The sequence below is a fragment of the uncultured Selenomonas sp. genome (assembly GCA_905372355.1).
In the GTDB taxonomy this organism is placed as follows: Bacteria; Bacillota; Negativicutes; order Selenomonadales; family Selenomonadaceae; genus Selenomonas.
The window spans coordinates 1-22460 of the sequence record CAJPOT010000006.1; the positions used below are offsets into that span (position 1 = coordinate 1).

The following is a 22460-nucleotide window of genomic DNA, read 5'->3' on the forward strand; positions in this document are numbered from 1 at the left end:
GTTACCCAATCAGTCTGCGCCCTTCGGGCTTGACTTCTTGGACTTTCATAGTAAAGCCTCACTTCTTGGTACAATAGAAATACAATCTTTCTTTAGCAGAACGATGCGACAATTAAACTTGCAATCTTTCCATCCCCTTCTGTACAATCGAATGCCCAAAAGGCAACGAAGATGCTATAATATGAACAAGAAGAGAAGATATAGCACGCGCAGGGTCGCCCGCCATAGGAAAGGAGCGTTGTCATGAAATACATATCGGGGCTTCATGCGCTCAACATTCCGTGCCGTTTGGAAACGAGCGGCGATTGGCATACGCTGTCTTTGTCATGGGAAACCATTCCCTTATGGAATACGGAGAAATCGCCGTTTGGCACAGAAGGGATCGAACGGCATCAAAGTCTTATGGGCAAAAAAGGGACTTTCTACATTGCCAACCACATCCGAGCCTGCCTTGATCTGCTCTTGGCAGGAGACTTCTCCAATTTGCAAGGTATGCGCCGCGATTATATCTGCACGGATATTTATGACGCAGATATTTTTGCCGCTGTTTGGAAACTGCACAAGACAGCGCACTGGGCAGACATCGACCGATTCATGGAAAAAGAGTATCGAATGAAGTGGATTCTTTTCAGAAAGGAGCAAGAGGCGAATGAATACCGCACGAATGCGTCATATAGAAATCATGCGTAATTTCTTGACAGAACTCAACAAGGAAACCGATACGTTCATCTTGAAAGGCGGGACGAGCCTTCTTCTTGCTTATGGACTGGATCGTTTTTCCGAGGATATTGACTTGGATGGAGAGAAACGGCGTCTCAAGGGATTCATCGAGAGTTATTCCCAAAAGCATGGATTTTCTTTCCGTATCGCCAAGAATACGCCGACCGTCGAGCGATTCATGCTGGCATATGATCCATCCATACAGAAACCATTAAAAATCGAAATCTCCTATCGCAGCCGCAGCATTCCCGCGAATACGCATCATCGCGTGAACGGAATAGAAGTCTACACAATCGACCGAATTTGCCAGTTGAAAACAGGCGCGTACCAGGGACGGGATAAGATCCGCGATCTCTACGACATCTGCTTCATTTGCGATCGATACTTTGAGGACTTGTCGGAGTCTGCAAAGGAGCAGCTGAAGGACGCTTTGACCTATAAAGGCTTTGATTATTTTGATTATGTCACTTCCACGCAGGACGATGCACTGATCGATAAGGACACATTGGCAGGACTTTATTTGAAGATGTTTGAAAAGCTGGATCTTCTCTATTCGGAGGAAGAGGCGAAAACTCTTTCTGCAAAGGAAACAGATGCAGAAAAAGAGGACGATGAACAAGAGGAATGGAGTCGCTGATACCGACGGACAGAGGATCTCATGCCGCAGTTCTTTTCAGAAAGCGCTCCGATGCCGCAAAACCGCTTTATCTCGTGGGATAAGGCGGTTTTTCTGCTGTCGGGCGAGAAACCGCCTTATTTCAAGGGATGCAGCGGCTTCTTTCGCCTTTTCCGTGCCCTACACGTCAAGCCGATGCGTGATGTGGCTCTTTGTCAAACAAAAACGGCGTCCCATTTCAAGCGAAACGGGACGCCGCTGAATATATGTCCTGAAAGCTCAGATATAGACGCGCGGCACGCGCGATGCGATGAGACATGGGATCTCGTAGTTGATCGTGCCGATCCAATCGGCAACATCGTCGGCACTCAGCGTCGCCGAGCCGAAGAGCGTGACTTCCGTTCCTTCGGCGACTCCTTCGACGTCCGTGACGTCGATCATGCACTGATCCATGCAGATGCGCCCGACGACGGGAGCGGTCTTGCCGAGGATTTCGACGTGCGCCTTGTCCGAGAGAGCGCGGATGTAGCCGTCAGCATAGCCGAGGGGGAGCGTCGCGATGCGGCTCTTTCGCTTGGCGCACCAGGTGCAGCCGTAACCGATGGCAAAGCCTTCGGGCACGTTCTTGCGAAACAGCACGCGCGCCTTGAGCGCCATCGCGGGGCGAAGCGGCGACTTCTCGCGTACGTCGCGAGCGACTTCTTCGCTCGGGTACATGCCGTACTGGATGATGCCCGCACGCACCATGTCGAGATGCGCTTCGGGCATTTGGAGGATCGCCGCGCTCTCGGCGATATGGCGCAGCTTCAGATGAACGCCCGCCTCTTCTATGGCTTCTGCGGCACGTAGGAAGAGCGCAAGCTGTCCTCTTGCGTGCGCCTTGTCTCGAACGTCTGCCATGGCGAAGTGGGAGAACGCGCCTTCCAGCTCGATATTCGGCAGGGCAGCGATGTCACGCGCGAGTGCAGGAGCTTCTTCGCTCGTACAGCCGATGCGCCCCATGCCCGTGTCGATGGCGAGGTGCAGCTTCGCCGTCTTTTCCTGACGCATGGCTTCGGTGGAAATGGCTTTGGCGAGCGCGAGATTCGCGACGGTCTGCGTCACATCGAGGGCGACAGCTTCGGCGGCTTCAAGAGGGTCGATGAGTCCGAGGACGAGAAGCGGCGTCCCAATCCCCGCGCGGCGAAGCTCGGCAGCTTCCGAGAGCGTGGCAACGGCGAGGTACGCCGCGCCCGCCGCGATCGCCTCCTTCGCGACGGTGAGAGCGCCATGCCCGTAAGCGTTCGCCTTGACGACGGCGCAGAGTTTTGCGCCGCCACAGAGCGCCTCGCCGATCACGCGGTAATTGTGCCGGATCGCTTCGAGACTGATTTCAGTCCAGACGGCACGCTTGCTCATGGGAAAGCCCCCTTCGCTTTGATGGGCGTGATTTTCGCATACGTTTACTTTCACGGCTTTTCGATGACTTCCACGCCGCCCATGTAGGGGACGAGCGCCTTGGGCACGCGCACGGAGCCGTCTTCCTGCTGATAGTTTTCGAGGATCGCCGCGACCGTGCGCCCGACGGCAAGCCCCGAGCCGTTGAGCGTGTGGCAGAACTCGGGCTTCGCCTTCGGCTCGCGGCGGAACTTGATGTTCGCGCGGCGCGCCTGATAGTCGAGGCAATTCGAGCACGAGGAGATCTCGCGGTAGGTGTTCTGTGCGGGCATCCAGACTTCGATGTCGTATGTCTTTGCCGACGTGAAGCTCATGTCGCCCGTGCAAAGGAGCACGACGTGATAGGGAATCTCCAAAATACGCAGCACGTCTTCCGCCGCATCGACCATGCTTTCGAGCTCGTCCCACGATTCTTCGGGCTTCGTGAACTTGATCAGCTCGACCTTGTTGAACTGGTGCTGGCGGATGAGGCCGCGCGTGTCGCGCCCCGCGCTGCCGGCTTCTGCGCGGAAGCATGCCGTGTAGCTCGTGTAGCGCTCGGGCAGTTTCCTGCCGTCGAGGATTTCGTCGCGGTGATAGTTCGTCGTCGGCACTTCCGCCGTCGGCACGAGGTAGTAGTCGAGGCCTTCGAGCTTGAACATGTCCTCGGCGAATTTCGGCAGCTGTCCCGTGCCGATCATGCTCGCCTCGTTCGCGATGTAGGGCGCGAGCATTTCCGTGTAGCCGTGCTTCGTCGCGTGCAGATCCATCATGAAATTGATGCAGGCGCGTTCGAGCCGCGCACCGAGTCCCTTGTAGAAGGTGAAGCGTGCGCCCGTGACCTTCGCCGCACGCTCGGCGTCGAGGATGTCGAGATCGGCGCCGAGATCCCAGTGCGCCTTCGGCTCGAAGGTGAACTTTCGCGGCTCGCCCCAGCGGCGCACTTCGGGGTTCTCCGTGTCGTCCTTGCCGACGGGCACGTCGTCCTTCGGCATGTTCGGGATATTCAGGAGGATGGTGTGCAGCTCGTCTTCCACCTCGCGCGTCCGAGCGTCGAGATCGGCAATCTTTTTGCCGACCTCGCGCATTTCGGCAGAGATCGCCGTGACGTCCTCGCCCTGCTTCTTCTTCGCGCCGATCTCCTTCGACACGCTGTTGCGCCGCGCTTTGAGTTCTTCCGCCTCCTGCAGGAGCGTGCGGCGCTTCTCCTCAAGCTCCTTGAAGCCGCTCAGTTTCAGCGGGTTACAGCGCTTTTCGAGCATCGCCTGCACCTCGTCGATATGATCCCTGACAAATTTGATGTCCAGCATGTCGAATCCTCCCATTGGCAGAAAATATCTGCCACAAATCGTTTTATCTTCGTATTATAGCACAGGCGGGGCGCTTACGGCAAAGTTCCTATGACGACAAAAGGAGCTATGGGGAAAATACTTTCGCATTTCCCCACAGCCCCTTGGAAAATCAGCCGCTATTTGACGACGAGCACAGGGCACTTCGCCTGCTCGACGATGTACTGGCTCACGCTGCCGAGAAGCACGCCCTTGACAACACCGAGGCCGCGGCTTCCCATGACGATGAGATCCGTGCCGCTGTGCTCCGCGAAATCGAGGATGGCGACGGCGGGCGAACCCGTCTCCGAGAACGCTTCCTTCTTGATGCCCGACGGCACCATCTGCATGGCGCGATCGAGAATCACGTTGCCCGCCTTCGTGACCGCTTCAAGCACCACGTCGGACAAGCAGGCATTGATCGCGAGCTGGTTGATATTCGCGATGTAGAGGAAGTTCAGCTTCGCCTCGCAAACCTCCGCGAGCTTGATCGCCTCCGCTACGGCGCGATCCGAGCCTTCCGAACCGTCAATGGGGACGAGAATGTTCTTCAACATGGTATAAACCCTCCTTCTACCAATAGCCTTTGTCAAAGCTGCGCCATGCGCCGCCCTTGACTCATTTGGCAATGAGGACGGCGCATTTCGCCTCCTCCATGACCTCCTGGCTCACGCTGCCCAGCAGGAAACCTGTGACAGGAGAAAGCCCCCGGCCACCCATGATGATGAGATCGTGCCCGTTTGCCGCCGCGAATTCCACAATCTTGCGGGACGGCATGCCGACCACCACATGACTCTCGGCATCCAAGCCCGCGGGCAATTCCTTCCGCGCTTCTTCCAAGACCTCCTCGGCGGAAGATACGCCTTTCGCCATCACGCTCAAAGGAAGCCACGACGGATGATCGGGGTCGCCGTCGGTCTCCCTCTCGAAATAGGACACGAAGAGGATGTCGATATGCGCTCCGACCGGCTCTGCGAGCTTCACCGCCATCTCCAACGCCTTCTTGGAATGCAGCGAGCCGTCCACCGGCACGAGGAACTTCATCTTATCCTTCACCTTGGCACCTCCTTCCACCATGGTCTGTCTTTCTACCTGTATAGTTCGTGAAAGAGAAGGAAAATCCTCTCCCTTTTTAGAAATTTTTTGGAAATTTTTCGTTGATTTTCGCTGATTTTCCTCTACACTCCAAAGCAAAAACCTGCCAATCGCACCCTTCGCGTGATATAATAGAAACGCAGACAAACGCGCTGATCCGGGGGAATGCGTTGCATGAAACGCCCTTGCCCTTGACCATGCGCAGAACATGCGATTGAGCATGAATCTAGGAGGAATTCCATGAAGAAGAACTCACCGGCGAACGATATTTCCGCCATCCTGCAGGAAACGACCATTGCCGGCGTATATGAGGCGGCACGCACCCTGGACGGCGTGACGAAGAAAACGCAGCTCCTCGACAGCCCCTTTTTTTCCGCATTGAGCCAAAACGACGTCTATCTGAAGCCCGAGAATCTTCAGAACACCGGCTCGTTCAAGGTGCGCGGCGCCTACAACAAGATCGCTCATCTGACGGATGAGGAACGCTCCAAGGGCGTCATCACCTCGTCCGCCGGCAATCACGCGCAGGGCGTCGCGCTCGCTGCCCAGCGACTCGGCGTCAAAGCCGTCATCTGTATGCCCGCTACGACGCCTCTCCTCAAGGTCGAGGCGACGCGCTCCTACGGCGCTGAAGTCGTGCTTGCAGGCGACACCTTCGATGACGCCTACAAGCGCTCGCTCGAACTGCAGGCGGAGAAGGGCTATGTTTACGTCCATCCATTCAACGACCGCGACGTGCTCTTGGGGCAGGGAACGACGGCGCTCGAAATCATCGACGAACTCAAGGACGTAGACGCCATCCTCGTGCCCATCGGCGGCGGCGGCTTCGCCTCGGGCGTGGCTTTCGCGACGAAGTCCGTGCGCCCCGAGGTCAAAGTCATCGGCGTCGAGCCTATGGGCGCCGCCTGCATGGCCGCCTCCTTCAGCCGAGGGCACGTCTCGACGCTGCCCTCTGTCGAGACGGTCGCCGACGGATGCGCCGTGAAGACGCCGGGCGACCTGACCTTTGCCTTCTGCCGCAAGTATCTCGACGACATCATCACCGTCTCCGAGATGGAGATCATGAGCGCCCTGCTCTTCCTCATCGAAAAGCACAAGCTCATCGCCGAAGGCGCGGGCGTCCTCTCGCTCGCGGCGCTCACACGGCTGCCCTTCCAAGGCAAGAAGGTCGTGTCCATCCTCTCGGGCGGCAACATCGACATCTCGACCATATCGGCGCTCATCAGCAAGTCCCTCATCGCGCGCGGCCGCATCTTCTGCTTCGCCGTGCAGCTGCCCGACAAGCCCGGCCAGCTCCTCAAAGTGGCAGAAATCGTCGCGCGTGAGCACGCCAACGTCATCAAACTCGTCCACAACCAGGCGAGCGTCACCGACAGCTTCCAGCAGGTGCAGCTCGAAGTCACCGTGGAGACGCACAACCGCGAGCATATCGAAAGACTGACCGCCGCCTTGGAAAAAGAGGGGCTGCCCGTCACAAAGATCTATTGACGCAGCTCCTGTGCGTGTAGCTTATAAAGGAGACTTTGCCTTATGGAAAATTACCTTGCGGCGCTCGCGACCCATACAGGCCCCCTGCTCGCCATCTTTTTCGCCGCCTTCCTGCAGGCGATCACGGGTTTCGGACTCGTCATCGTGGCGGCGCCCCTCTTGATGTTCTTCTACGATCCGAAGATCGTCGTGCCCGTCATGCTGCTTCTCGCATGTTCAGGCAATACCGTGCAGGCCTATTTGATGCGCAAGAAGGCGAACCTTCCTCTGATCGGTCACCTCGTGATCGGCGTCGTGCTCGGCATCCCCATCGGTTTTTTCGTCTTCGACTATGTGTCGAGCGACACCTTGAAGGTCTGGATCAGCACCGTCGTCTTCCTCTCGCTCCTCATCATGCAGATCTCCCATCGTCACATCCCGGAATCAAGGCGCAACACGATCATCACGGGCATGTGCTCGGGCTTCTCCTCCATGACGACGGGCATGGCGGGACCGCCGTTCCTCATCTACCTCGCCTACACGAAAATGAGCGCCGAAACCTTCCGCGCCACATGCTTCGTCTTCTTCCTTTGCTGCAACTCAACGTCGCTCATCGGCTACCTGATCGGCGGACACCCGCTGACGTCTGCCGTCCACGAGTTCATCTACCTCCTTCCCGCCCTCGCCGCAGGACTTTCCCTCGGGCACGCGCTCGCGCGCTTCATCCCCACGAGCCTCTTGCGCCGCTTGATCTTCTTCGTCCTCTATGCCACTTGCATTTACACGATCTGGAGCGTCGTATCGAAGGGGTGGTAGTCAAACGAAAAAAGAGCCGAGTTTTGACTCGACTCTTTTTTTGTTTACAGCTCAGAAATCAGAGATCTGCTTTCCAAAGGCCGTGCAAATTGCAGTACTCGTAGACCGCGACCGGCTCATCTCCCTCGGCGAGGAAGAAGACCGCCTCGGGCTTGTCCTCAGGCGTCAGATGACAGATCTGCGCTCCCTTCTTCGTCTCAAGGTGAATCCACGAGATCAGATGCTCAGGCGTCATCGGATGCGCGACCGATCCGACGACGACCGTGACCTTACGCGCCGCCTTGTCATACGTCGCTACGGGCACATGCTTCTCCTGCGCCGCATCCGTCGTATTCGCCTTCAGTTCCTTCAGATCCTCGCCGCAGCAAGACAGCTTGCCGCCGCCGTCATGAATCAGACCGACGATGTCTCCAGACTCCTTGCAAATGAAAAATCTCTTTGCCACAATATCTCCTCCTTCAAGATAAAAAATCCTGTTTATATTGTAGCATATCTCATCTTCTACGGCTATATTTTTCTTGCATTCACAATTCCTTGTATCCAGGCGGTACTGGTGCGACGATGCTCACGAAGATGAAATCTTCCTCGCCCGTATTGCGCAGGCCGTGACACGTTCCCTTCCCCGTGATGATGAGGTCGCCTTTCTCGACGGGAACCTCCTTGCCAAGCTCCGGAAAGAATATACCCTTCCCCTGGATACAGACCCAGAAGTCATCACCAGCCGGATGCTCATGCGCCTTGACCTCCTGTCCAGGCTTCACAAGCCAGACCGAACCGCTCGTCGAATCCGTTGTATAGAAGACCGTCTTTGTCGCCTTGTCGCCTGCCTTCGCCACCTCGTGAATCTTCCAATGGCGCGTAGAAAAATCCTTGGTTACTTCCATCCTTTCCGAACCTCCTCTTTCTGCATAAAAAATCCTGTTTATATTGTAGCATATCTCATCTTCTACGGCTATATTTTTCTTGCATTCACAATTCCTTGTATCCAGGCGGTACTGGTGCGACGATGCTCACGAAGATGAAATCTTCCTCGCCCGTATTGCGCAGGCCGTGACACGTTCCCTTCCCCGTGATGATGAGGTCGCCTTTCTCGACGGGAACCTCCTTGCCAAGCTCCGGAAAGAATATACCCTTCCCCTGGATACAGACCCAGAAGTCATCACCAGCCGGATGCTCATGCGCCTTGACCTCCTGTCCAGGCTTCACAAGCCAGACCGAACCGCTCGTCGAATCCGTTGTATAGAAGACCGTCTTTGTCGCCTTGTCGCCTGCCTTCGCCACCTCGTGAATCTTCCAATGGCGCGTAGAAAAATCCTTGGTTACTTCCATCCTTTCCGAACCTCCTCTTTCTGCTTAAATAATCCTTCTATGTTTGGTATCGCTACAGATATAAACTGTCTTGATACAAAAATGAATACGCTCACTGCAATGCCCTCTATAGATACGGCGCCGGATTCACAGGTTCACCGTGGATGCGGACTTCATAATGCACATGCGGCCCTGTAGAAAATCCCGTGCTGCCCATATAGGCGATGATCTGGCCGCGCCGCACATGCTGACCTGTGCGCACGACGATGGATTGCGCGTGTCCGTAACGCGTCATGATACCATTCCCATGATCGATGTCGACCTTGTTGCCATAGCCGCCAGCATTCCAACCGGCGTCTGTCACCACGCCGTCAGCTGTCGCTACGATCGGCGTGCCGAAGTCGTTGGCAATGTCGATACCCGGATGGAAATCCGAACCATTCCAACGCAGGCCAAAGGGCGAACTAACCTCGCCGCGTGCAGGCCAGATGGAAGGAATCGTAACGGAGACGCCGGTCAAGGCATAGGGTGTATTGCCATAAGGCAGAAGCGCGGCCATCTCCTGCTGCTGCGCCTCCAAAATCTGCTTGAGCTGCTGCAGGCTGGCGCGGCGAACAGCCACGCGCTTTTCGATATTTTCAAGCGCCGCATCGACATTTTCCGCCTGCAGCTTTGTAATTGGTCCGCCCTGCCCGTCCTGTGTCCCTGCTGCAGCATCCGCTCCATCTGCAGGCGCTCCCGCCGTATCGGGCGCGGCAACTGTCCCCGACATGCGCCGCAAGTCGTTCTCCATCTGCGTCAATTCATCCAATTCCTGCTGCAGACCATCCGCTTTCTTGGAAAGCTGCAAAAGCTGCTCCTGCTGCATATTGCTGATCTGACGCATCTTTTCCAATTCGGCGTCATCGCCCTTGACGAAAAATGTCGTATAGAGCGAATAGGAAAGCGTCACACAGGAAATCAGCAAAACGACGACGAAAGAGATGATACCAATCTTCGCCATCTTTGCAGAAAGATGTATCGTATGAATGGTATCAGAAACATCGGGCACAATCTTGATGGTGAACCCATTTTCCTTATGCAAAAGCCCATCTCCAAACTGCACGGAAGAATCTTCTTCCATTGAACAAACTACACGCACAAACGTCCACTTTGTGGACATTGTGCGCCGCCCTTACATGAAAGAACCAATCAGTCTGCGCCCTCTGGGCTTGACTTCTTGGACTTTCATGGTAAACTTTCAGGACACATGTTCAGCCGTGAAGCAAAGCGGCAGGACTTGCTTCCACCGCCGCTTCTGACAACGGTGTCATCAAGGAGTCTCGCTGTACATATGTCCTCACGCCTTACAGAAGCCTAGCCGATCGGTCTGCGCCTTCGGCTTGACCTCTCGGGGCTTCATGGTAAACTTTCAGGACATATGTTCAGCCGTCATGCGAAGCGGCATGCGTTGCTTCACACCCGTTTCCTGCGACAGTTTCATCAAGGCGGCACGCTGTACATATGTCCTCACGCCTTACAGAAGCCTAGCCAATCGGTCTGCGCCTTCAGCTTGACCTCTTGGGGCTTCATGGTAAAACTTCCCTTCTGCGCTATCGCTACTCCGGCCGCACGCTCATCGCCTTTTCGAGCGCTTCCGCCTCCTCGCGCGTGAGTTTGTAGCTGGAGCGTCCCGCCTCGATGGGCTTGACGTAGCTGCGCGAGTCCTCACGAGCGAAAATACTGGAGAAAATCACGCCGTTGTTATGCGAGTCCAACATGGCAACAGCATAGCTGAGATCGCTTCCCATATCCGCAAAAGCGCTGAAGCGCACGATACCAATGCGCGTCGTAGCCGTCTGCAGCAGCGCATCCAAGCGCTTGTTTTCCTCCTTAAGCTTTCGGCTTTGCTCAGCGACACCCTTCATTTCCTTGATATGTGCGAGCAGCATACTTTCAAGGTTCGCACCTTCGACCCCCCGCATCATTTCCTGGTAGCGGCTCTTCATGCGCGATACGCTGTAAATCTGATAAATAACCAAAACCAAAAGTACAATGACCAAAACCAAAAGAAAAATCACCAGGAACGTCTCGTTGTTGCCCAAGAGTTCCGCCAGTTGTTTTGTATTCATCCCAATCATTTCTCCTCTATCCGCACGGGAAGGCTGAACCTCCCATCGTCTCTGCAGCTTTCGCCACGCCAAACAAAAGATGTTTCACGTGAAACATGATGCATCAGACCGTGAATCTTTCTCCTGCAGAAAACTGACGCAAGGCCGCTTTCTTGTCCTCCAGCAGCCGGCTCTTCTTCTCCAACAAGGAATCAAGGATGCGATTCAAGTCTTCTTCCGAGGAAAAATCGATCTCTATGCGATTCTTCTTGCCTTGCGAACGAATGCGCACCTGCGTGCCAAAAAACATCTTGAGCTTGTCTTCCGCTTCCCGCAGGAAGATCTTTTCTGTCTCCCCAGGCGATTCTGCTTCCTTCGCTTCTGCTTTTTCTTCCGCATTTTTCTGCAGACGCTTCACTAGCTCTTCAGCCTGACGCGCCGAACATTCGCGCGCCATGATGATGTCCGCCGCCTCCCGCTGCAATGCAGCATTCGTCAGGACGACGAGCGGCCTTGCCTGCCCCATGCTCAGACTGCCGTTTGCCAAGTATTCCTGCACATGTACGTCGAGCTTCAAGAGCCGCATCATATTCGTAATATGGGAACGGCTTCTTCCCACGCGCTCCGCCAAAGCTTCCTGTGTAAGCCCGAAGTTCTGCAAAAGATTGCGATAGGCATTGGCCTCTTCAATCGCATTGAGATCCTCACGCTGCAAATTTTCAATCAGCGCAATCTCCGTGCTTGCCGCATCGCTCAAAGGACGGACAAGAGCCGGCACCGTTTCAAGACCGGCCAGTCTTGAAGCGCGAAAGCGACGCTCACCCGCAACAAGCTCATATCCCTTTCCTGCTGGAAGCTGTCGCACGAGAATCGGCTGCAGCACGCCATGCTGCACAATGGATTCTTTCAACTCTTCCAAAGCGCTTTCATCAAACTCATGACGGGGTTGATACCGATTGGCTTGTATCTCATGCAAAGGAATTTGCTGCACAGCGATACCATTCATTTCTTTTGGTATCACATCACTTGCTTCATCATCTTCTATGGCAGCTTGCTGTATTCTCCCGCTTCCTTGCGGATTCTCGTTTCCTGCACTTCTTTTTTCCGCTTCCTGTGGAGCTTCCGTACGCTTCTTTTCCTCAGCATCGGTATCAGATACTTGCGGGGGTTCTTGCTGCGATGCTTCGGGGGTTTTCAATTCTGTGGGAAAGAGTGCACCAAGCCCCTTGCCCAATGCCTGATGCTTCCTAGCTGTCACGCTCTATGACCTCCTTTGCCAAATCCATATAGACGATGGCTCCCTTGCAGTTTCTGTCATAGGCAATGATGGGCTGCCCATAGGACGGCGCCTCGCTCAAGCGCACGGTGCGCGGTATGACCGTCCGATACACCTTGCTGCCGAAATGCGTGCGCACCTCTTCAGCGACCTGAACCGAAAGATTGGTTCTTGAATCGAACATTGTCAGAAGAACGCCCTCGACTTCCAATGCAGGATTCAGATTGGTCTGAACCAATGTCATCGTATTCATCAACTGCGCCAAGCCCTCCAGAGCATAAAACTCGCATTGGATCGGCATCAAAACGGTATCTGCTGCTGTCAAAGCATTGAGAGTCAAGAGCCCCAAGGAAGGCGGGCAGTCGATCAAAATAAAGTCATACTGATCGCGCACAGCATCGACCGATCGCTTCAGACGATTCTCGCGTGAGATAGCAGCAACAAGCTCGATCTCCGCCCCTGCCAGTTCGATATTGGCCGGCAGAAGATCGACCTCGTAACCCGTATGAAGAACTGCCTTCTCTATGGCAAGGTTGTCAATCAACACTTGATATATCGTAATCGTTAAATCCGACTTATTGATACCAAATCCGCTCGTCGCATTCCCCTGCGGATCGGAGTCAATGAGCAATACACGTTTGCCGAGTATGGCAAGACCGGCGCTCAAATTTACCGATGTTGTCGTCTTTCCTACGCCGCCCTTTTGATTGGCGACTGCTATGATTTTCGCCACATTCTTTTCCTCCATAAGCTTTTCTTTTCCTATTATAGCATGATATACTGATGGGGGGAAGTTCTGCCCCATGAATAACTTCGATGTTTCACGTGAAACATTGGCTAGGAAGAAGGAATCTTATGCCCGTTTACAATAGCGTTTTGCTTGATATTGATGCAAAGGAAACGCGTCGCTATGCAGGATTGAACAAAGCCAAGGATTTCGATGAAAAACTCATCGAAGAAGCCTGCCTGGAAGCGCGTCTTCTCGCTGAGCCGCGCGGTATATGGCAAATGTACGACTATGATGCAGCCACTCAGACGGTACTCGCCGATCCGCCCTTCACCATGAAGGGGAAACTCATTGGCAAGCATCTCGCCAAAGCACAGAAGGTCATCGTACTGTCGGCGAGCGTCGGCGATGCCATCGAGGAGCATGTGACGAAATACTTCGCCGATGGGCGCTACGCCTACTCCGTCATTCTCGATGCTGCCGCCACGGCGGCTGTCGAACAGGTAGCCGACGCGATGGAAAAAGCCATCGAGCCGAAGGTTGCGAAGGAAGGCTATACGATGCGCTGGCGTTTCAGCCCAGGCTACGGCGATTGGCCACTCGATCAGCAGCCCGAAATGGTACGTCTCGCCGAAAGTGAGAAAATCGGTGTACATCTCAGCGACGCCTCCATGCTCGTACCGCGCAAATCCATCACTGCCATCATCGGCCTCGTACCGCAGCAAAAAGAGAAGGAAGCGCATACACCGAACGGCTGCGCTGCCTGCGATAAGTTCGACTGCCCTTCGAGAAAAGTTCCTGCTGGCGAAAGCAAGAACTGAACCATATACCAGAGACAATATCTTGTTAATACCAAACATCAAATAGGATAAAAATCTATGATACCAAACCAAGGAGGATATTGATGATCCATATTTTTGACGGCGCGATGGGAACGATGCTGCAGGAAGGAGGCTTGAAGCCCGGCGGCTGCCCCGAGCTCATGAATCTCGAACAGCCCGATGTCGTGCAAAAGATCCACGAAGCCTATATCGAAGCTGGCGCCACGATGATCGAGACGAACACCTTCGGTGCTTCCGCTTTGAAGCTCGATCACTACGGTCTGGAAGACCGCGTAAAGGAAATCAATGAAGCGGCCGTAAAGATCGCACACGAAGCTTCCAAAGGGCGTGCCAAGATCGTCGGCTCGTTGGGGCCTACAGGGCGCTTCATCGTCCCTCTCGGCGATCTCGAATTTGAGGAGGCCTACCGAGCCTTCTACGAACAAGCGAAAGCGCTTGCCGATGCGGGCGCCGACTATCTGCTCTTTGAAACGTGCATTGACATACAGGAAATGCGTGCAGGCCTTCTGGCGGCAAAAGATGCGACAAGCCTTCCCATCATCTGCCAGCTCTCTTACAGCGAGGACGGGCGCACCGTCACGGGCACTGACCCGCAAACGGCCGCCATCACCTTGGAAGCACTCGGCGCCGACATCATCGGCGTAAACTGCTCGCTCGGCCCGCAGGAGCTCGTCCCCATCGTCAAGACTCTGGCAGAGAACTGCTCCGTTCCTATCAGCGTACTGCCCAACGCCGGTATGCCGCGATTGGAAAACGGCAGAACCATCTTCCCCATGGGTCCTGAGGAGTTCGCTTCATGGGGCGCAAAGCTCGTCGCTGCCGGTGCAACGTATCTTGGCGGCTGCTGCGGCACGACGCCCGCGCATATCAAAGCGCTCGCCACTGCTGTCAAGGACCTGCCTCTCACCGAGCGCAAGAGCCCGGACAATCGCCTGCGCCTCACGAGTCGCAGCAAGACTGTCATCATCGACAAAGATCTCGCGACCACGCTGATCGGCGAGCGCATCAATCCGACGGGACGCAAGAAGCTCGCCGAAGAAATCAAGAATGGTTCACTCTTCTCCGTCAAGCGCGAGGCCATCGATCAGGTGCGTGCGGGAGCGCGCCTTCTCGATGTCAACATGGGTGTCGGCGGCATCGACCAAGTCAAGGCAATGCATGATGCCATTCGCGAAGTGTCCCAAATCACCGATGCACCTCTCGCGATTGATACCAGTGATACCAAAACACTGGAAGCCGGACTCCGAGCATATCCGGGACGCGCTCTCATCAATTCCGTCAGTGCCGAAAAAGAGCGCATCGAAGAGTTCCTTCCGCTGGCGAAGAAGTACGGCGCGGCCATTCTCTGCCTGCCTATCACAGAGGACGGCGTGCCGAAGACAGCGGAAGATCGCATCAATGTCATCAATGGTATCATCAAAGAGGCAAAAAAGAATGGTCTCAAGGATGGGGACTTCCTGCTTGACGCCCTCGTCATGACCATATCGGCCGATCAAAATGCCTGCCTAGAAGTATTAAATACCTTACGTCTCTACCGCAAGCATTTCGGCTATCCGGCAACGATGGGGCTTTCCAACATTTCTTTTGGACTGCCGAACCGTCCTCTGATCAACAGCACCTTCTTCGCCATGTGCCTTGCTGCAGGGCTCGACGCGCCGATCATGAATCCCTATGACGAGAAGATGCAGGAAGCCCTGATGGCGAGCGCAGCGCTCATAGGAAAAGATCCGCGCGGCATCGACTTCAGTCGCAACGAAGTGAACCTAAAGACGCCGAAGAAGGCAGCCGAAGCCAAGCCTATGGAAGGTGATGTTCTAGCTGCCATCAAGCAAGCGGTCATCGACGGCGCTTCTGAGAGCATCGCCATGCTGACTGAGCGAGCGATCCGCGAAGGCCATTCCTCGAATGAGATCACAGAGAAGGCTCTGACGGCCGCCATGAACGATATCGGTATTGACTTCGGAGCAGGACGCGTCTTTCTGCCGCAAGTTCTTCTATCCGCCGAAGCAATGCGTGCTTCCTTCCAGAAGATCAAGGAACTTCTGCCCGCACAGCAGGAGGCGGACAGAGGAACAGTCGTCATGGCGACGGTCAAGGGCGATGTTCATGATCTCGGCAAAAACATCGTCTCCGCGCTCCTTTCAAACAGCGGCTTTAAGCTCATCGACCTCGGCAAGGATGTCGATGCTGATACCATTGTGCGCACAGCGCTCGAAAAGGAAGCCGACATCGTAGGGCTGAGCGCCTTGATGACAACGACCATGACACAGATTGACAAGGTCATCAAGAAACTGCGTGAAGCCGGTTCAGAGGCGAGAGTCATCGTCGGCGGCGCCGCCGTGACCGAAGACTATGCCACGAGCGCTGGCGCTGACGCCTATGCCAACGACGGTGTAAGCGCGGTCCAAATTGCCAAGGACTTCGTCGGCGAATAGAACGAGCATGTTTCACGTGAAACATGCAGCTATGGAAAAAGCACGATATTCCTGAACAATCAAATGCAAAGAAATCGATGTTTCACGTGAAACATCAAATACAAAAGAAGAAGCCTCCCGCAAAGGAGGCTTCTTCTTTTGTATTTATGCCAAAACCTTGGCAAGGCGCATGTATTCGGGATCGAGCTTCTTCTTGTTCGTCACGGCATCGTGCAAGTCGATGGCGACGACGTTGCCGCGATGGAAGCCGAAGACGACGTTAGAAAGACCCGAGAGAATCGCCAGAGCCGCCTTCTCGCCAAGCTGGCTCGCCTTCACGCGGTCGATGACGGACGGCGTACCGCCGCGCTGAATATGACCGAGAACCGAAACGCGCGTCTCAATATCCGTGTGCTCGGCGATAAAGTTGCCGACCTCTATGCCGCTTCCTGCACCCTCGGCGACGACGACGAGGATGTAACGCTTGCCCTTCTTATAAGCTTCCTTGATCTCGTTACTGATTTCTTCAAGATCAAAATCCTCTTCGGGCACGAGGATGTACTCAGCACCGCCCGAAATACCGCTCATCAGCGCGAGCCAACCGCAATGCCGGCCCATGACCTCAAGGACAACGACGCGCCGATGTGCCGAAGCCGTATCGCGCAGCTTGTTGATGGCATCAATGATCGTATTCGCCGCCGTATCGCTGCCGATCGTATAGTCTGTACCCCAGACATCATTGTCAATCGTCCCCGGCAGCCCCACGATGGGAATGCCGTGTTCTTCGCTCAAGAGCGACGCGCCGCGCAGACTGCCGTCGCCGCCGATGATGACGAGTCCTTCTATGCCCCTCGCCTTGAGCTTCTCATACGCCTCTGCACGACCTTCAGGCGTCATGAAACGATGGCAACGAGCCGTGCCGAGGAACGTGCCGCCGCGCTGGATGATGTCACCAACATCCTTTCGTTCCATCTTGAACATCTCACCGTCCAAGATGCCGCGATACCCGTTATGTATACCCCACACTTCTGCACCTTCAAAGAGCGCCGTGCGCACGACGGCGCGAGTCGTCGCATTCATGCCGGGGCTGTCGCCGCCGCTCGTCAAAACGCCGATACAATTCAACATCGTAAAATCCCTCCCATACCCATGACGAAGAAGCCTCGCTTCCTCAATCAAAGTGAAACCTTTTCTACATCATACCACATTAGAGCTAGGAAATAAACGTACTTGACAAAAAAGAAAAGGAATGATACATTGAAAATGAGCTGCATAACTGACGGAAGTGGATGACCACAAGGGAGTGCAGCAGGAAAAGCCGACCGTCTGGGCAGCCGCAATGGCTCACTATGCCCACGGTCTTTTTTGATTGCACAACAACTCATACAAAGGAGAGAATCTGATGAAAGAACTCGAATTGAAATACGGCTGCAATCCGAACCAGAAACCCTCTCGTGTTTATATGGAAAGCGGCGAACTTCCGTTCAAGGTCTTAAACGGAAAGCCCGGCTACATCAATCTGCTCGATGCCATGAACAGCTGGCAGCTCGTGCAGGAACTCAAGGAAGCGACCGGCCTTCCTGCAGCGGCATCCTTCAAGCATGTGAGCCCTGCAGGCGCCGCCGTCGCCGTTCCCCTGTCCGATGCACTGAAGCAAGCATACTTTGTCGAAGGGATCGAATTGTCTCCCGTTGCGACCGCCTACATCCGTGCGCGCGGCGCTGACCGCATGTCGTCGTACGGCGATTTCGTCGCTCTCTCCGACCCATGCGACGCCCAGACAGCTTCCTTCCTGCAGCGCGAGGTTTCCGACGGCATCATCGCGCCCGCCTATTCCGAAGCCGCCTTGGAGATTCTCAAGACGAAGCGCAAGGGAAGCTACCTCGTCATACAGATGGATCCTTCCTACGTTCCTGCAGAAAAGGAAACGAAGACCGTCTTCGGCGTGACCTTCGAGCAAAAGCGCAACGATGTCGCCATCACCGAAGACTGCCTGAAGGACGTCGTCACGAAAAATAAGGATCTGCCCGAAGAAGCCAAACGTGACCTTCTGCTCTCCCTCATCACCTTGAAGTACACCCAGTCCAACTCCGTTTGCTATGCCAAGGATGGGCAGGCAATTGGTATCGGCGCCGGCCAACAGTCACGCGTCCATTGCACGCGCCTCGCAGGAAACAAGGCCGATATTTGGTATCTGAGACAGAGCCCACAGGCTCTCTCCCTTCCCTTCAAAAGCGATGTGCGCCGCCCCGACCGCGACAATGCCATCGACGTCTATTTGTCCGACGAGTGCATGGATCTCCTCGGAACAGATGAATGGAAACGCATCTTTAGGGAGAAACCTCCTGTATTCCTGTCCGATGAAAAAGCCAAGTGGCTCAAGACGGCAACGGGCGTCGCACTCGGTTCGGACGCTTTCTTCCCCTTCGGTGACAACATCGAACGCGCACATAAGAGCGGCGTTACCTACGTCGCCCAGAGCGGCGGATCAATTCGCGATGACAATGTCATTGAGACGGCAGATAAATACGGCATGTTCATGGCAATGACGCATATCCGCCTTTTCCATCATTGATACCAATACGAACCAAAGTATGCGAAAAGGCTGCTGCATGATGCAACAGCCTTTTCTTATGCCATCTATGGAATTTTACGCAACTTATCCACATTTTTATCCACATATGAACCAATTCATAGCGTATTTTGTGGATAAGTCTATATTAATCCCACAAGGCTCACAGTCCAATATTCAGCATATCAAGAACATCCGACGCAGAAGGAATCGCTACACCGCCGATGCTCGAAGAGCTTTTCGCCTTTTTCACAACAGCATGGTATATGTCATCTTCGACACTGCCCGGCACGAGATTTTCCCAATTCTGCGAGCTGTAAGGACGCTCCTTGATGGCGTTCGACGGCCTGCCTGTGACCTCTAACTCGCAGAGGAACTGAATCTGCTTGCTCTTTGGATTGAGGTAATAATGCTCCAAATAGTACTTCCCCGCCTTGGCATCCTCCTCATCGGAGAAACTGTTCGGCTTGAGCTTCACCCAGACATCGATCATGCGATCCTGACGATTCGGGATAGGAACATTGCGCACGCTTCGCGTGTCCATATAGTAAATGAACGATTCGTCGCGGAAGATTTCCTGGAAGCGATCCTTCTCCTTACTCTTCTTGTTCTTCGTCTTGACAGCGTCCTTGTTTGCCTGCACCGGCGCTTCCATCTTTTTTCCCTGCAAAGGAACTTTTGATTCATCGGCTTTCTTCTGTACGGACGGTTTCGTCTCCTCTTTCTTCTTGTTCGAGACAAGCGGCTTCTGCTCTTCCTCCCTCTTCTGTGGAACGGGTGTCACCGATGCTTTAGCCGCTTCTTCTATGGTTTTCTTAGTGTCGCTGTTCTCTGCTTTTTTATCCTCCTTTTTTACGGAGGTTTCCGCCTTCTTCTCCTGGAAGTCCTTTACCTCTTTCTTCTTTTCATCCTTCGCATTGCCATGCTCCTTGGCATTTTCCGCCTTCTTTTCCTGCTTCTCACCGGAATCTGCTGCTTTTTCTTGTGCGGCAAGATCCTCCATGCCGACATTGATGATATATGCCGAAGCTGTCGATCCAAACGTCAGACTGCCTGCTAAAAAAGTCATGCTTAGAGCAGCTGCCACCTTCTTCTTCCACACCGTAGAGCACCATCCTTTCAGAATCCTTCTCTTCTTATATCGTCTTTTTTCCTGTGTATCTTTAACGGCAACTCAAAGCAATGGTTCTTTCGCCGGCTTTCCTGCTTTGCGCGGATACGCTTTCGGCGTAGGCCTCTCCTTCTTTATGACGAGAACTGCACGCTTGTCCGAAAGGCCGGGCAAGGCGACAGGAATCGACTCTATCGCTCTTCCGCCAAGAATCTTGACGGCTCTTTTCGCCTCTTTTGCTTCCTCTTCCGAATGAAGCCCCTTGAGGGCGATCGCTGTGCCGCCGATGCGCACGAAGGGAAGAAGATATTCGGCAAGGACGGGCAGACGCGCCACGGCGCGAGAGGCGGCGATGTCGAAGCGCTCGCGCAAAGCGCTTTGCCGCGCCGCTTCCTCCGCGCGTCCATGCAGGCACTCTACGCCTTCCAAGCCCAACGTCTCGACAACAGTTTCGAGAAAATGCACGCGCTTCTTCAAGGAATCGAGAAGCGTCAGCTGCAAATCGGGACGGACGATCTTCAGAGGAATTCCGGGAAATCCCGCGCCCGTGCCGACATCGATCAGACGCAGGGAATCCCTTTCCTCGATACCTCGAAGCGCCGTCAGGGAATCAACGATGTGCTTGACGGCGACTTCCCGCGGTTCAGTAATCGCCGTGAGGTTCATCTTCGCGTTCCATTCGATGAGTAAACGATAGTAGATGCCGAACTTCTCAATCTGCTTTGCATCGAGCGGCAGTCCATAGAGAGCAGACGCTCTTTCCAACTCCTGCTCAAACATCGTCTTCTCTCCTCCTGCGGCGTTCCTGCTCCAGCCAGATCAATAAGACCGATATATCCGCAGGCGACACGCCCGATATGCGGCTCGCCTGCCCCACGGAAAGCGGACGGACGGCAGCGAGCTTCTCTCGCGCTTCGTCCCTTAGGCTCGGCACGAGAGCGTAGTCGAGATCGACGGGCAGGCGACGAGACTCCAGATGTTCCAAGCGCTCGACCTGTTCCTGCTGTTTCTTGATATATCCTTCATAGCGAATGGTGACTTCCAGCTGCTCCTCGACCTCAGGCGCAAGGCGCTCCAAGCCAAAGAGCGAAGCCAACTTCGCATAATCCATCTCCGGACGGCGCAAAAAATCGGCAAGCGACGTTGACGTGCGTATGGGCGCAAGTCCCGCCGATTCAAGACGAGCAAGATTTTCAACCGACGGATGAAGGACGGTATTCTCAAGTGTCTTCCTCGCCTCGATGATACCATTCTTCTTTTTCAGGAACTTATGCCATCGATCCTCTTTGACAAGACCGACGGCGCGTCCCTTTTCCGTCAGGCGCAAATCAGCATTGTCCTGGCGAAGCAGCAGGCGATATTCGGCGCGAGACGTCATCATGCGGTACGGCTCCTCCGTCCCCTTCGTCACGAGATCGTCGATGAGAACGCCGATATAGGCCTCCGCGCGACTCAAGACGAAAGGAGCTTTGCCGCGGATATAATGCACAGCGTTAATGCCCGCCATCAAGCCCTGCGCCGCCGCTTCTTCGTAGCCCGACGTGCCGTTCGACTGTCCCGCCGAGAAGAGTCCGCGAATCTTCTTGAACATGAGGCTCGGCAGAAGCTGCAGCGGATCGATGCAGTCATACTCGATCGCGTAGCCCGGGCGCATGATGCGCGCCTTCTCCAAGCCCGGAATCGTATGCAGGAAAGCCTCCTGCACATCGATGGGAAGGCTCGTCGACATGCCTTGCACATAGACTTCCTGTGTATGCCATCCTTCCGGCTCCAAGAAAAGCTGGTGGCGATCCTTGTCGGGGAAGCGGAGGATCTTTGACTCGATGGATGGACAATAGCGCGGGCCGATCCCTTCGATGATACCATTCGCCATCGGCGCCCGATCGATGTTCGCACGAATGATCTCATGCGTCTTCTCGTTCGTGTACGTCAAATAGCATGGAAGCTGCTCACGCGTCCTTTCCTCCGTCATGAAGGAAAAGCTCTGCGCCCCCTCGTCCCCGGGCTGCAGCTGCATCTTCGCATAGTCAAGGGAACGTGCATCAAGACGCGCAGGCGTCCCCGTCTTGAAGCGCATGATCTTGATACCATTCTCTGCGAGAGAGCGCGACAATTCCCCTGCGGCTCGCTGCCCATTCGGCCCGCCGCTCGTCGTATGCTCACCGATGACGATGCGCCCTTTGAGATACGTGCCCGTCGCGAGAATGACAGCACGCGCGAGATACGCTTCCCCCGTCTCTGCCACTATGCCTCTCGCCTCTTTATCCTCGATGAGGATCTTTTCTGCCAGAAGCTGCCGGACTTCCAGCCCTTCCTGCTGCTCGCAGCGCTCCTTCATGCGAAACTGATAGGCTTTCTTATCCTCCTGCGCGCGCAAAGCATGGACAGCAGGGCCTTTTCCCGTATTCAAAAGACGATACTGCAGAGCCGCCTCATCGGCATTGATCGCCATGGCGCCGCCAAGCGCATCGATCTCACGCACGAGATGGCTCTTTGCGGGGCCGCCGATCGAGGGATTGCAGGGCATGAGTGCGATATTGTCCAAAGAAAGCGTCGCCAGAAGCGTGCGGCAGCCGAGATTCGCTGCAGCGAGCGCCGCTTCGACGCCCGCATGCCCCGCACCGAGGACGATGATATCATATTCACCGGCAATAAACAAAGA

At 54.9% G+C, this 22460-nt stretch carries 22 protein-coding genes and 1 riboswitch; of the genes, 7 read left to right on the forward strand and 15 right to left on the reverse strand.

Going from position 1 to position 22460, the window contains the following annotated elements; genetic code table 11:
- The first annotated feature begins 243 nt into the window (after positions 1-243).
- The gene (locus QZ177_RS05125) at positions 244-690 is read left to right on the forward strand and encodes a hypothetical protein (protein WP_294175750.1); all 447 of its coding nucleotides are present in this window, start codon (positions 244-246) and stop codon (positions 688-690) included.
- The gene (locus QZ177_RS05130; protein WP_294175751.1) at positions 650-1357 is read left to right on the forward strand and encodes a nucleotidyl transferase AbiEii/AbiGii toxin family protein; all 708 of its coding nucleotides are present in this window, start codon (positions 650-652) and stop codon (positions 1355-1357) included. Before QZ177_RS05125 ends, QZ177_RS05130 begins: the two co-directional genes overlap by 41 nt.
- A gap of 258 nt (positions 1358-1615) precedes the next feature.
- Here QZ177_RS05130 and alr read toward each other — a convergent pair whose 3' ends face one another.
- The 4 genes from alr to QZ177_RS05150 all read right to left on the reverse strand — a co-directional run bounded on the left by alr (position 1616) and on the right by QZ177_RS05150 (position 5136).
- Positions 1616-2734: an alanine racemase gene (gene alr / locus QZ177_RS05135; protein ID WP_294175752.1), complete on the reverse strand. Its 1119-nt coding sequence runs from the start codon at positions 2732-2734 to the stop codon at positions 1616-1618.
- A 50-nt stretch (positions 2735-2784) separates the two neighbouring features.
- The gene (gene serS, locus QZ177_RS05140; protein WP_294175753.1) at positions 2785-4062 is read right to left on the reverse strand and encodes a serine--tRNA ligase; all 1278 of its coding nucleotides are present in this window, start codon (positions 4060-4062) and stop codon (positions 2785-2787) included.
- A 158-nt stretch (positions 4063-4220) separates the two neighbouring features.
- Positions 4221-4637, reverse strand: coding sequence for a universal stress protein (locus tag QZ177_RS05145; RefSeq protein ID WP_006192601.1), 417 nt, complete (start codon positions 4635-4637; stop codon positions 4221-4223).
- A gap of 61 nt (positions 4638-4698) precedes the next feature.
- Complete coding sequence (locus tag QZ177_RS05150; protein ID WP_009645881.1) at positions 4699-5136, reverse strand: universal stress protein; 438 nt, start codon at positions 5134-5136, stop codon at positions 4699-4701.
- A 279-nt stretch (positions 5137-5415) separates the two neighbouring features.
- On the opposite strand from QZ177_RS05150, the gene ilvA reads away from it, so the two are divergent.
- Positions 5416-6663, forward strand: coding sequence for a threonine ammonia-lyase (gene ilvA / locus QZ177_RS05155; protein WP_294175768.1), 1248 nt, complete (start codon positions 5416-5418; stop codon positions 6661-6663).
- 42 nt (positions 6664-6705) lie between these two features.
- Positions 6706-7458, forward strand: coding sequence for a sulfite exporter TauE/SafE family protein (locus QZ177_RS05160; RefSeq protein ID WP_294175770.1), 753 nt, complete (start codon positions 6706-6708; stop codon positions 7456-7458).
- A gap of 58 nt (positions 7459-7516) precedes the next feature.
- Here the strand turns inward: QZ177_RS05160 and QZ177_RS05165 are convergent, their stop codons facing one another.
- The 7 genes from QZ177_RS05165 to QZ177_RS05195 all read right to left on the reverse strand — a co-directional run bounded on the left by QZ177_RS05165 (position 7517) and on the right by QZ177_RS05195 (position 12880).
- Complete coding sequence (locus tag QZ177_RS05165; RefSeq protein ID WP_009645875.1) at positions 7517-7903, reverse strand: desulfoferrodoxin family protein; 387 nt, start codon at positions 7901-7903, stop codon at positions 7517-7519.
- Between the two features lie 79 nt (positions 7904-7982).
- Entirely contained in the window at positions 7983-8342 is a 360-nt protein-coding gene (locus tag QZ177_RS05170) for a cupin domain-containing protein (protein WP_006192606.1), read from the reverse strand.
- Positions 8343-8427: 85 nt separating this feature from the next.
- Positions 8428-8787, reverse strand: a complete 360-nt coding sequence (locus QZ177_RS05175; protein WP_006192606.1) for a cupin domain-containing protein — start codon at positions 8785-8787, stop codon at positions 8428-8430.
- Positions 8788-8893: 106 nt separating this feature from the next.
- Positions 8894-9928 (reverse strand): M23 family metallopeptidase, encoded by a 1035-nt coding sequence (locus tag QZ177_RS05180; RefSeq protein ID WP_294175777.1) that lies wholly within the window; start codon positions 9926-9928, stop codon positions 8894-8896.
- Between the two features lie 436 nt (positions 9929-10364).
- On the reverse strand, positions 10365-10877 hold the full coding sequence (locus tag QZ177_RS05185) for a DUF4446 family protein (RefSeq protein WP_294175779.1): 513 nt from the start codon (positions 10875-10877) through the stop codon (positions 10365-10367).
- Positions 10878-10980: 103 nt separating this feature from the next.
- The gene (locus QZ177_RS05190; RefSeq protein ID WP_294175957.1) at positions 10981-11862 is read right to left on the reverse strand and encodes a ParB/RepB/Spo0J family partition protein; all 882 of its coding nucleotides are present in this window, start codon (positions 11860-11862) and stop codon (positions 10981-10983) included.
- Between the two features lie 241 nt (positions 11863-12103).
- Complete coding sequence (locus QZ177_RS05195) at positions 12104-12880, reverse strand: AAA family ATPase (protein ID WP_294175781.1); 777 nt, start codon at positions 12878-12880, stop codon at positions 12104-12106.
- Positions 12881-12987: 107 nt separating this feature from the next.
- Here QZ177_RS05195 and QZ177_RS05200 point away from each other — a divergent pair, with 107 nt between their 5' ends.
- Complete coding sequence (locus tag QZ177_RS05200; protein WP_294175782.1) at positions 12988-13680, forward strand: methionine synthase; 693 nt, start codon at positions 12988-12990, stop codon at positions 13678-13680.
- 83 nt (positions 13681-13763) lie between these two features.
- Positions 13764-16136, forward strand: a complete 2373-nt coding sequence (locus QZ177_RS05205) for a homocysteine S-methyltransferase family protein (RefSeq protein ID WP_294175784.1) — start codon at positions 13764-13766, stop codon at positions 16134-16136.
- A gap of 144 nt (positions 16137-16280) precedes the next feature.
- On the opposite strand, the gene pfkA is transcribed toward QZ177_RS05205, so the two are convergent.
- Positions 16281-17243 (reverse strand): 6-phosphofructokinase, encoded by a 963-nt coding sequence (gene pfkA / locus QZ177_RS05210; RefSeq protein WP_009645374.1) that lies wholly within the window; start codon positions 17241-17243, stop codon positions 16281-16283.
- A gap of 134 nt (positions 17244-17377) precedes the next feature.
- A riboswitch (ZMP/ZTP riboswitch) is annotated at positions 17378-17454 on the forward strand.
- A gap of 63 nt (positions 17455-17517) precedes the next feature.
- Between pfkA and QZ177_RS05215 the strand changes: the two genes are divergently transcribed.
- Positions 17518-18690 (forward strand): phosphoribosylaminoimidazolecarboxamide formyltransferase, encoded by a 1173-nt coding sequence (locus QZ177_RS05215; protein WP_294175786.1) that lies wholly within the window; start codon positions 17518-17520, stop codon positions 18688-18690.
- A 160-nt stretch (positions 18691-18850) separates the two neighbouring features.
- Here the strand turns inward: QZ177_RS05215 and QZ177_RS05220 are convergent, their stop codons facing one another.
- From QZ177_RS05220 to mnmG, 3 genes are all read right to left on the reverse strand, one after another.
- Positions 18851-19756 (reverse strand): head-tail adaptor protein, encoded by a 906-nt coding sequence (locus QZ177_RS05220; protein WP_294175788.1) that lies wholly within the window; start codon positions 19754-19756, stop codon positions 18851-18853.
- Between the two features lie 105 nt (positions 19757-19861).
- Positions 19862-20578, reverse strand: coding sequence for a 16S rRNA (guanine(527)-N(7))-methyltransferase RsmG (gene rsmG, locus QZ177_RS05225; RefSeq protein WP_294175790.1), 717 nt, complete (start codon positions 20576-20578; stop codon positions 19862-19864).
- Positions 20571-22457, reverse strand: a complete 1887-nt coding sequence (mnmG, locus tag QZ177_RS05230) for a tRNA uridine-5-carboxymethylaminomethyl(34) synthesis enzyme MnmG (protein WP_294175792.1) — start codon at positions 22455-22457, stop codon at positions 20571-20573. The genes rsmG and mnmG overlap by 8 nt, the downstream gene beginning before the upstream one ends.
- Positions 22458-22460 lie beyond the last annotated feature (3 nt).

What these genes read in the sequence shown, in the direction of transcription:
- QZ177_RS05125 (WP_294175750.1), top strand. Translation starts at nt 244, where the DNA reads ATGAAATACATATCGGGGCTTCATGCGCTCAACATTCCGTGCCGTTTG.
- QZ177_RS05130 (WP_294175751.1), top strand. Translation starts at nt 650, where the DNA reads ATGAATACCGCACGAATGCGTCATATAGAAATCATGCGTAATTTCTTG.
- alr (WP_294175752.1), bottom strand. Translation starts at nt 2,734, where the DNA reads ATGAGCAAGCGTGCCGTCTGGACTGAAATCAGTCTCGAAGCGATCCGG.
- serS (WP_294175753.1), bottom strand. Translation starts at nt 4,062, where the DNA reads ATGCTGGACATCAAATTTGTCAGGGATCATATCGACGAGGTGCAGGCG.
- QZ177_RS05145 (WP_006192601.1), bottom strand. Translation starts at nt 4,637, where the DNA reads ATGTTGAAGAACATTCTCGTCCCCATTGACGGTTCGGAAGGCTCGGAT.
- ilvA (WP_294175768.1), top strand. Translation starts at nt 5,416, where the DNA reads ATGAAGAAGAACTCACCGGCGAACGATATTTCCGCCATCCTGCAGGAA.
- QZ177_RS05160 (WP_294175770.1), top strand. Translation starts at nt 6,706, where the DNA reads ATGGAAAATTACCTTGCGGCGCTCGCGACCCATACAGGCCCCCTGCTC.
- QZ177_RS05170 (WP_006192606.1), bottom strand. Translation starts at nt 8,342, where the DNA reads ATGGAAGTAACCAAGGATTTTTCTACGCGCCATTGGAAGATTCACGAG.
- QZ177_RS05175 (WP_006192606.1), bottom strand. Translation starts at nt 8,787, where the DNA reads ATGGAAGTAACCAAGGATTTTTCTACGCGCCATTGGAAGATTCACGAG.
- QZ177_RS05180 (WP_294175777.1), bottom strand. Translation starts at nt 9,928, where the DNA reads ATGTCCACAAAGTGGACGTTTGTGCGTGTAGTTTGTTCAATGGAAGAA.
- QZ177_RS05185 (WP_294175779.1), bottom strand. Translation starts at nt 10,877, where the DNA reads ATGAATACAAAACAACTGGCGGAACTCTTGGGCAACAACGAGACGTTC.
- QZ177_RS05190 (WP_294175957.1), bottom strand. Translation starts at nt 11,862, where the DNA reads ATGAATGGTATCGCTGTGCAGCAAATTCCTTTGCATGAGATACAAGCC.
- QZ177_RS05195 (WP_294175781.1), bottom strand. Translation starts at nt 12,880, where the DNA reads ATGGAGGAAAAGAATGTGGCGAAAATCATAGCAGTCGCCAATCAAAAG.
- QZ177_RS05200 (WP_294175782.1), top strand. Translation starts at nt 12,988, where the DNA reads ATGCCCGTTTACAATAGCGTTTTGCTTGATATTGATGCAAAGGAAACG.
- QZ177_RS05205 (WP_294175784.1), top strand. Translation starts at nt 13,764, where the DNA reads ATGATCCATATTTTTGACGGCGCGATGGGAACGATGCTGCAGGAAGGA.
- pfkA (WP_009645374.1), bottom strand. Translation starts at nt 17,243, where the DNA reads ATGTTGAATTGTATCGGCGTTTTGACGAGCGGCGGCGACAGCCCCGGC.
- QZ177_RS05215 (WP_294175786.1), top strand. Translation starts at nt 17,518, where the DNA reads ATGAAAGAACTCGAATTGAAATACGGCTGCAATCCGAACCAGAAACCC.
- QZ177_RS05220 (WP_294175788.1), bottom strand. Translation starts at nt 19,756, where the DNA reads ATGACTTTTTTAGCAGGCAGTCTGACGTTTGGATCGACAGCTTCGGCA.
- rsmG (WP_294175790.1), bottom strand. Translation starts at nt 20,578, where the DNA reads ATGTTTGAGCAGGAGTTGGAAAGAGCGTCTGCTCTCTATGGACTGCCG.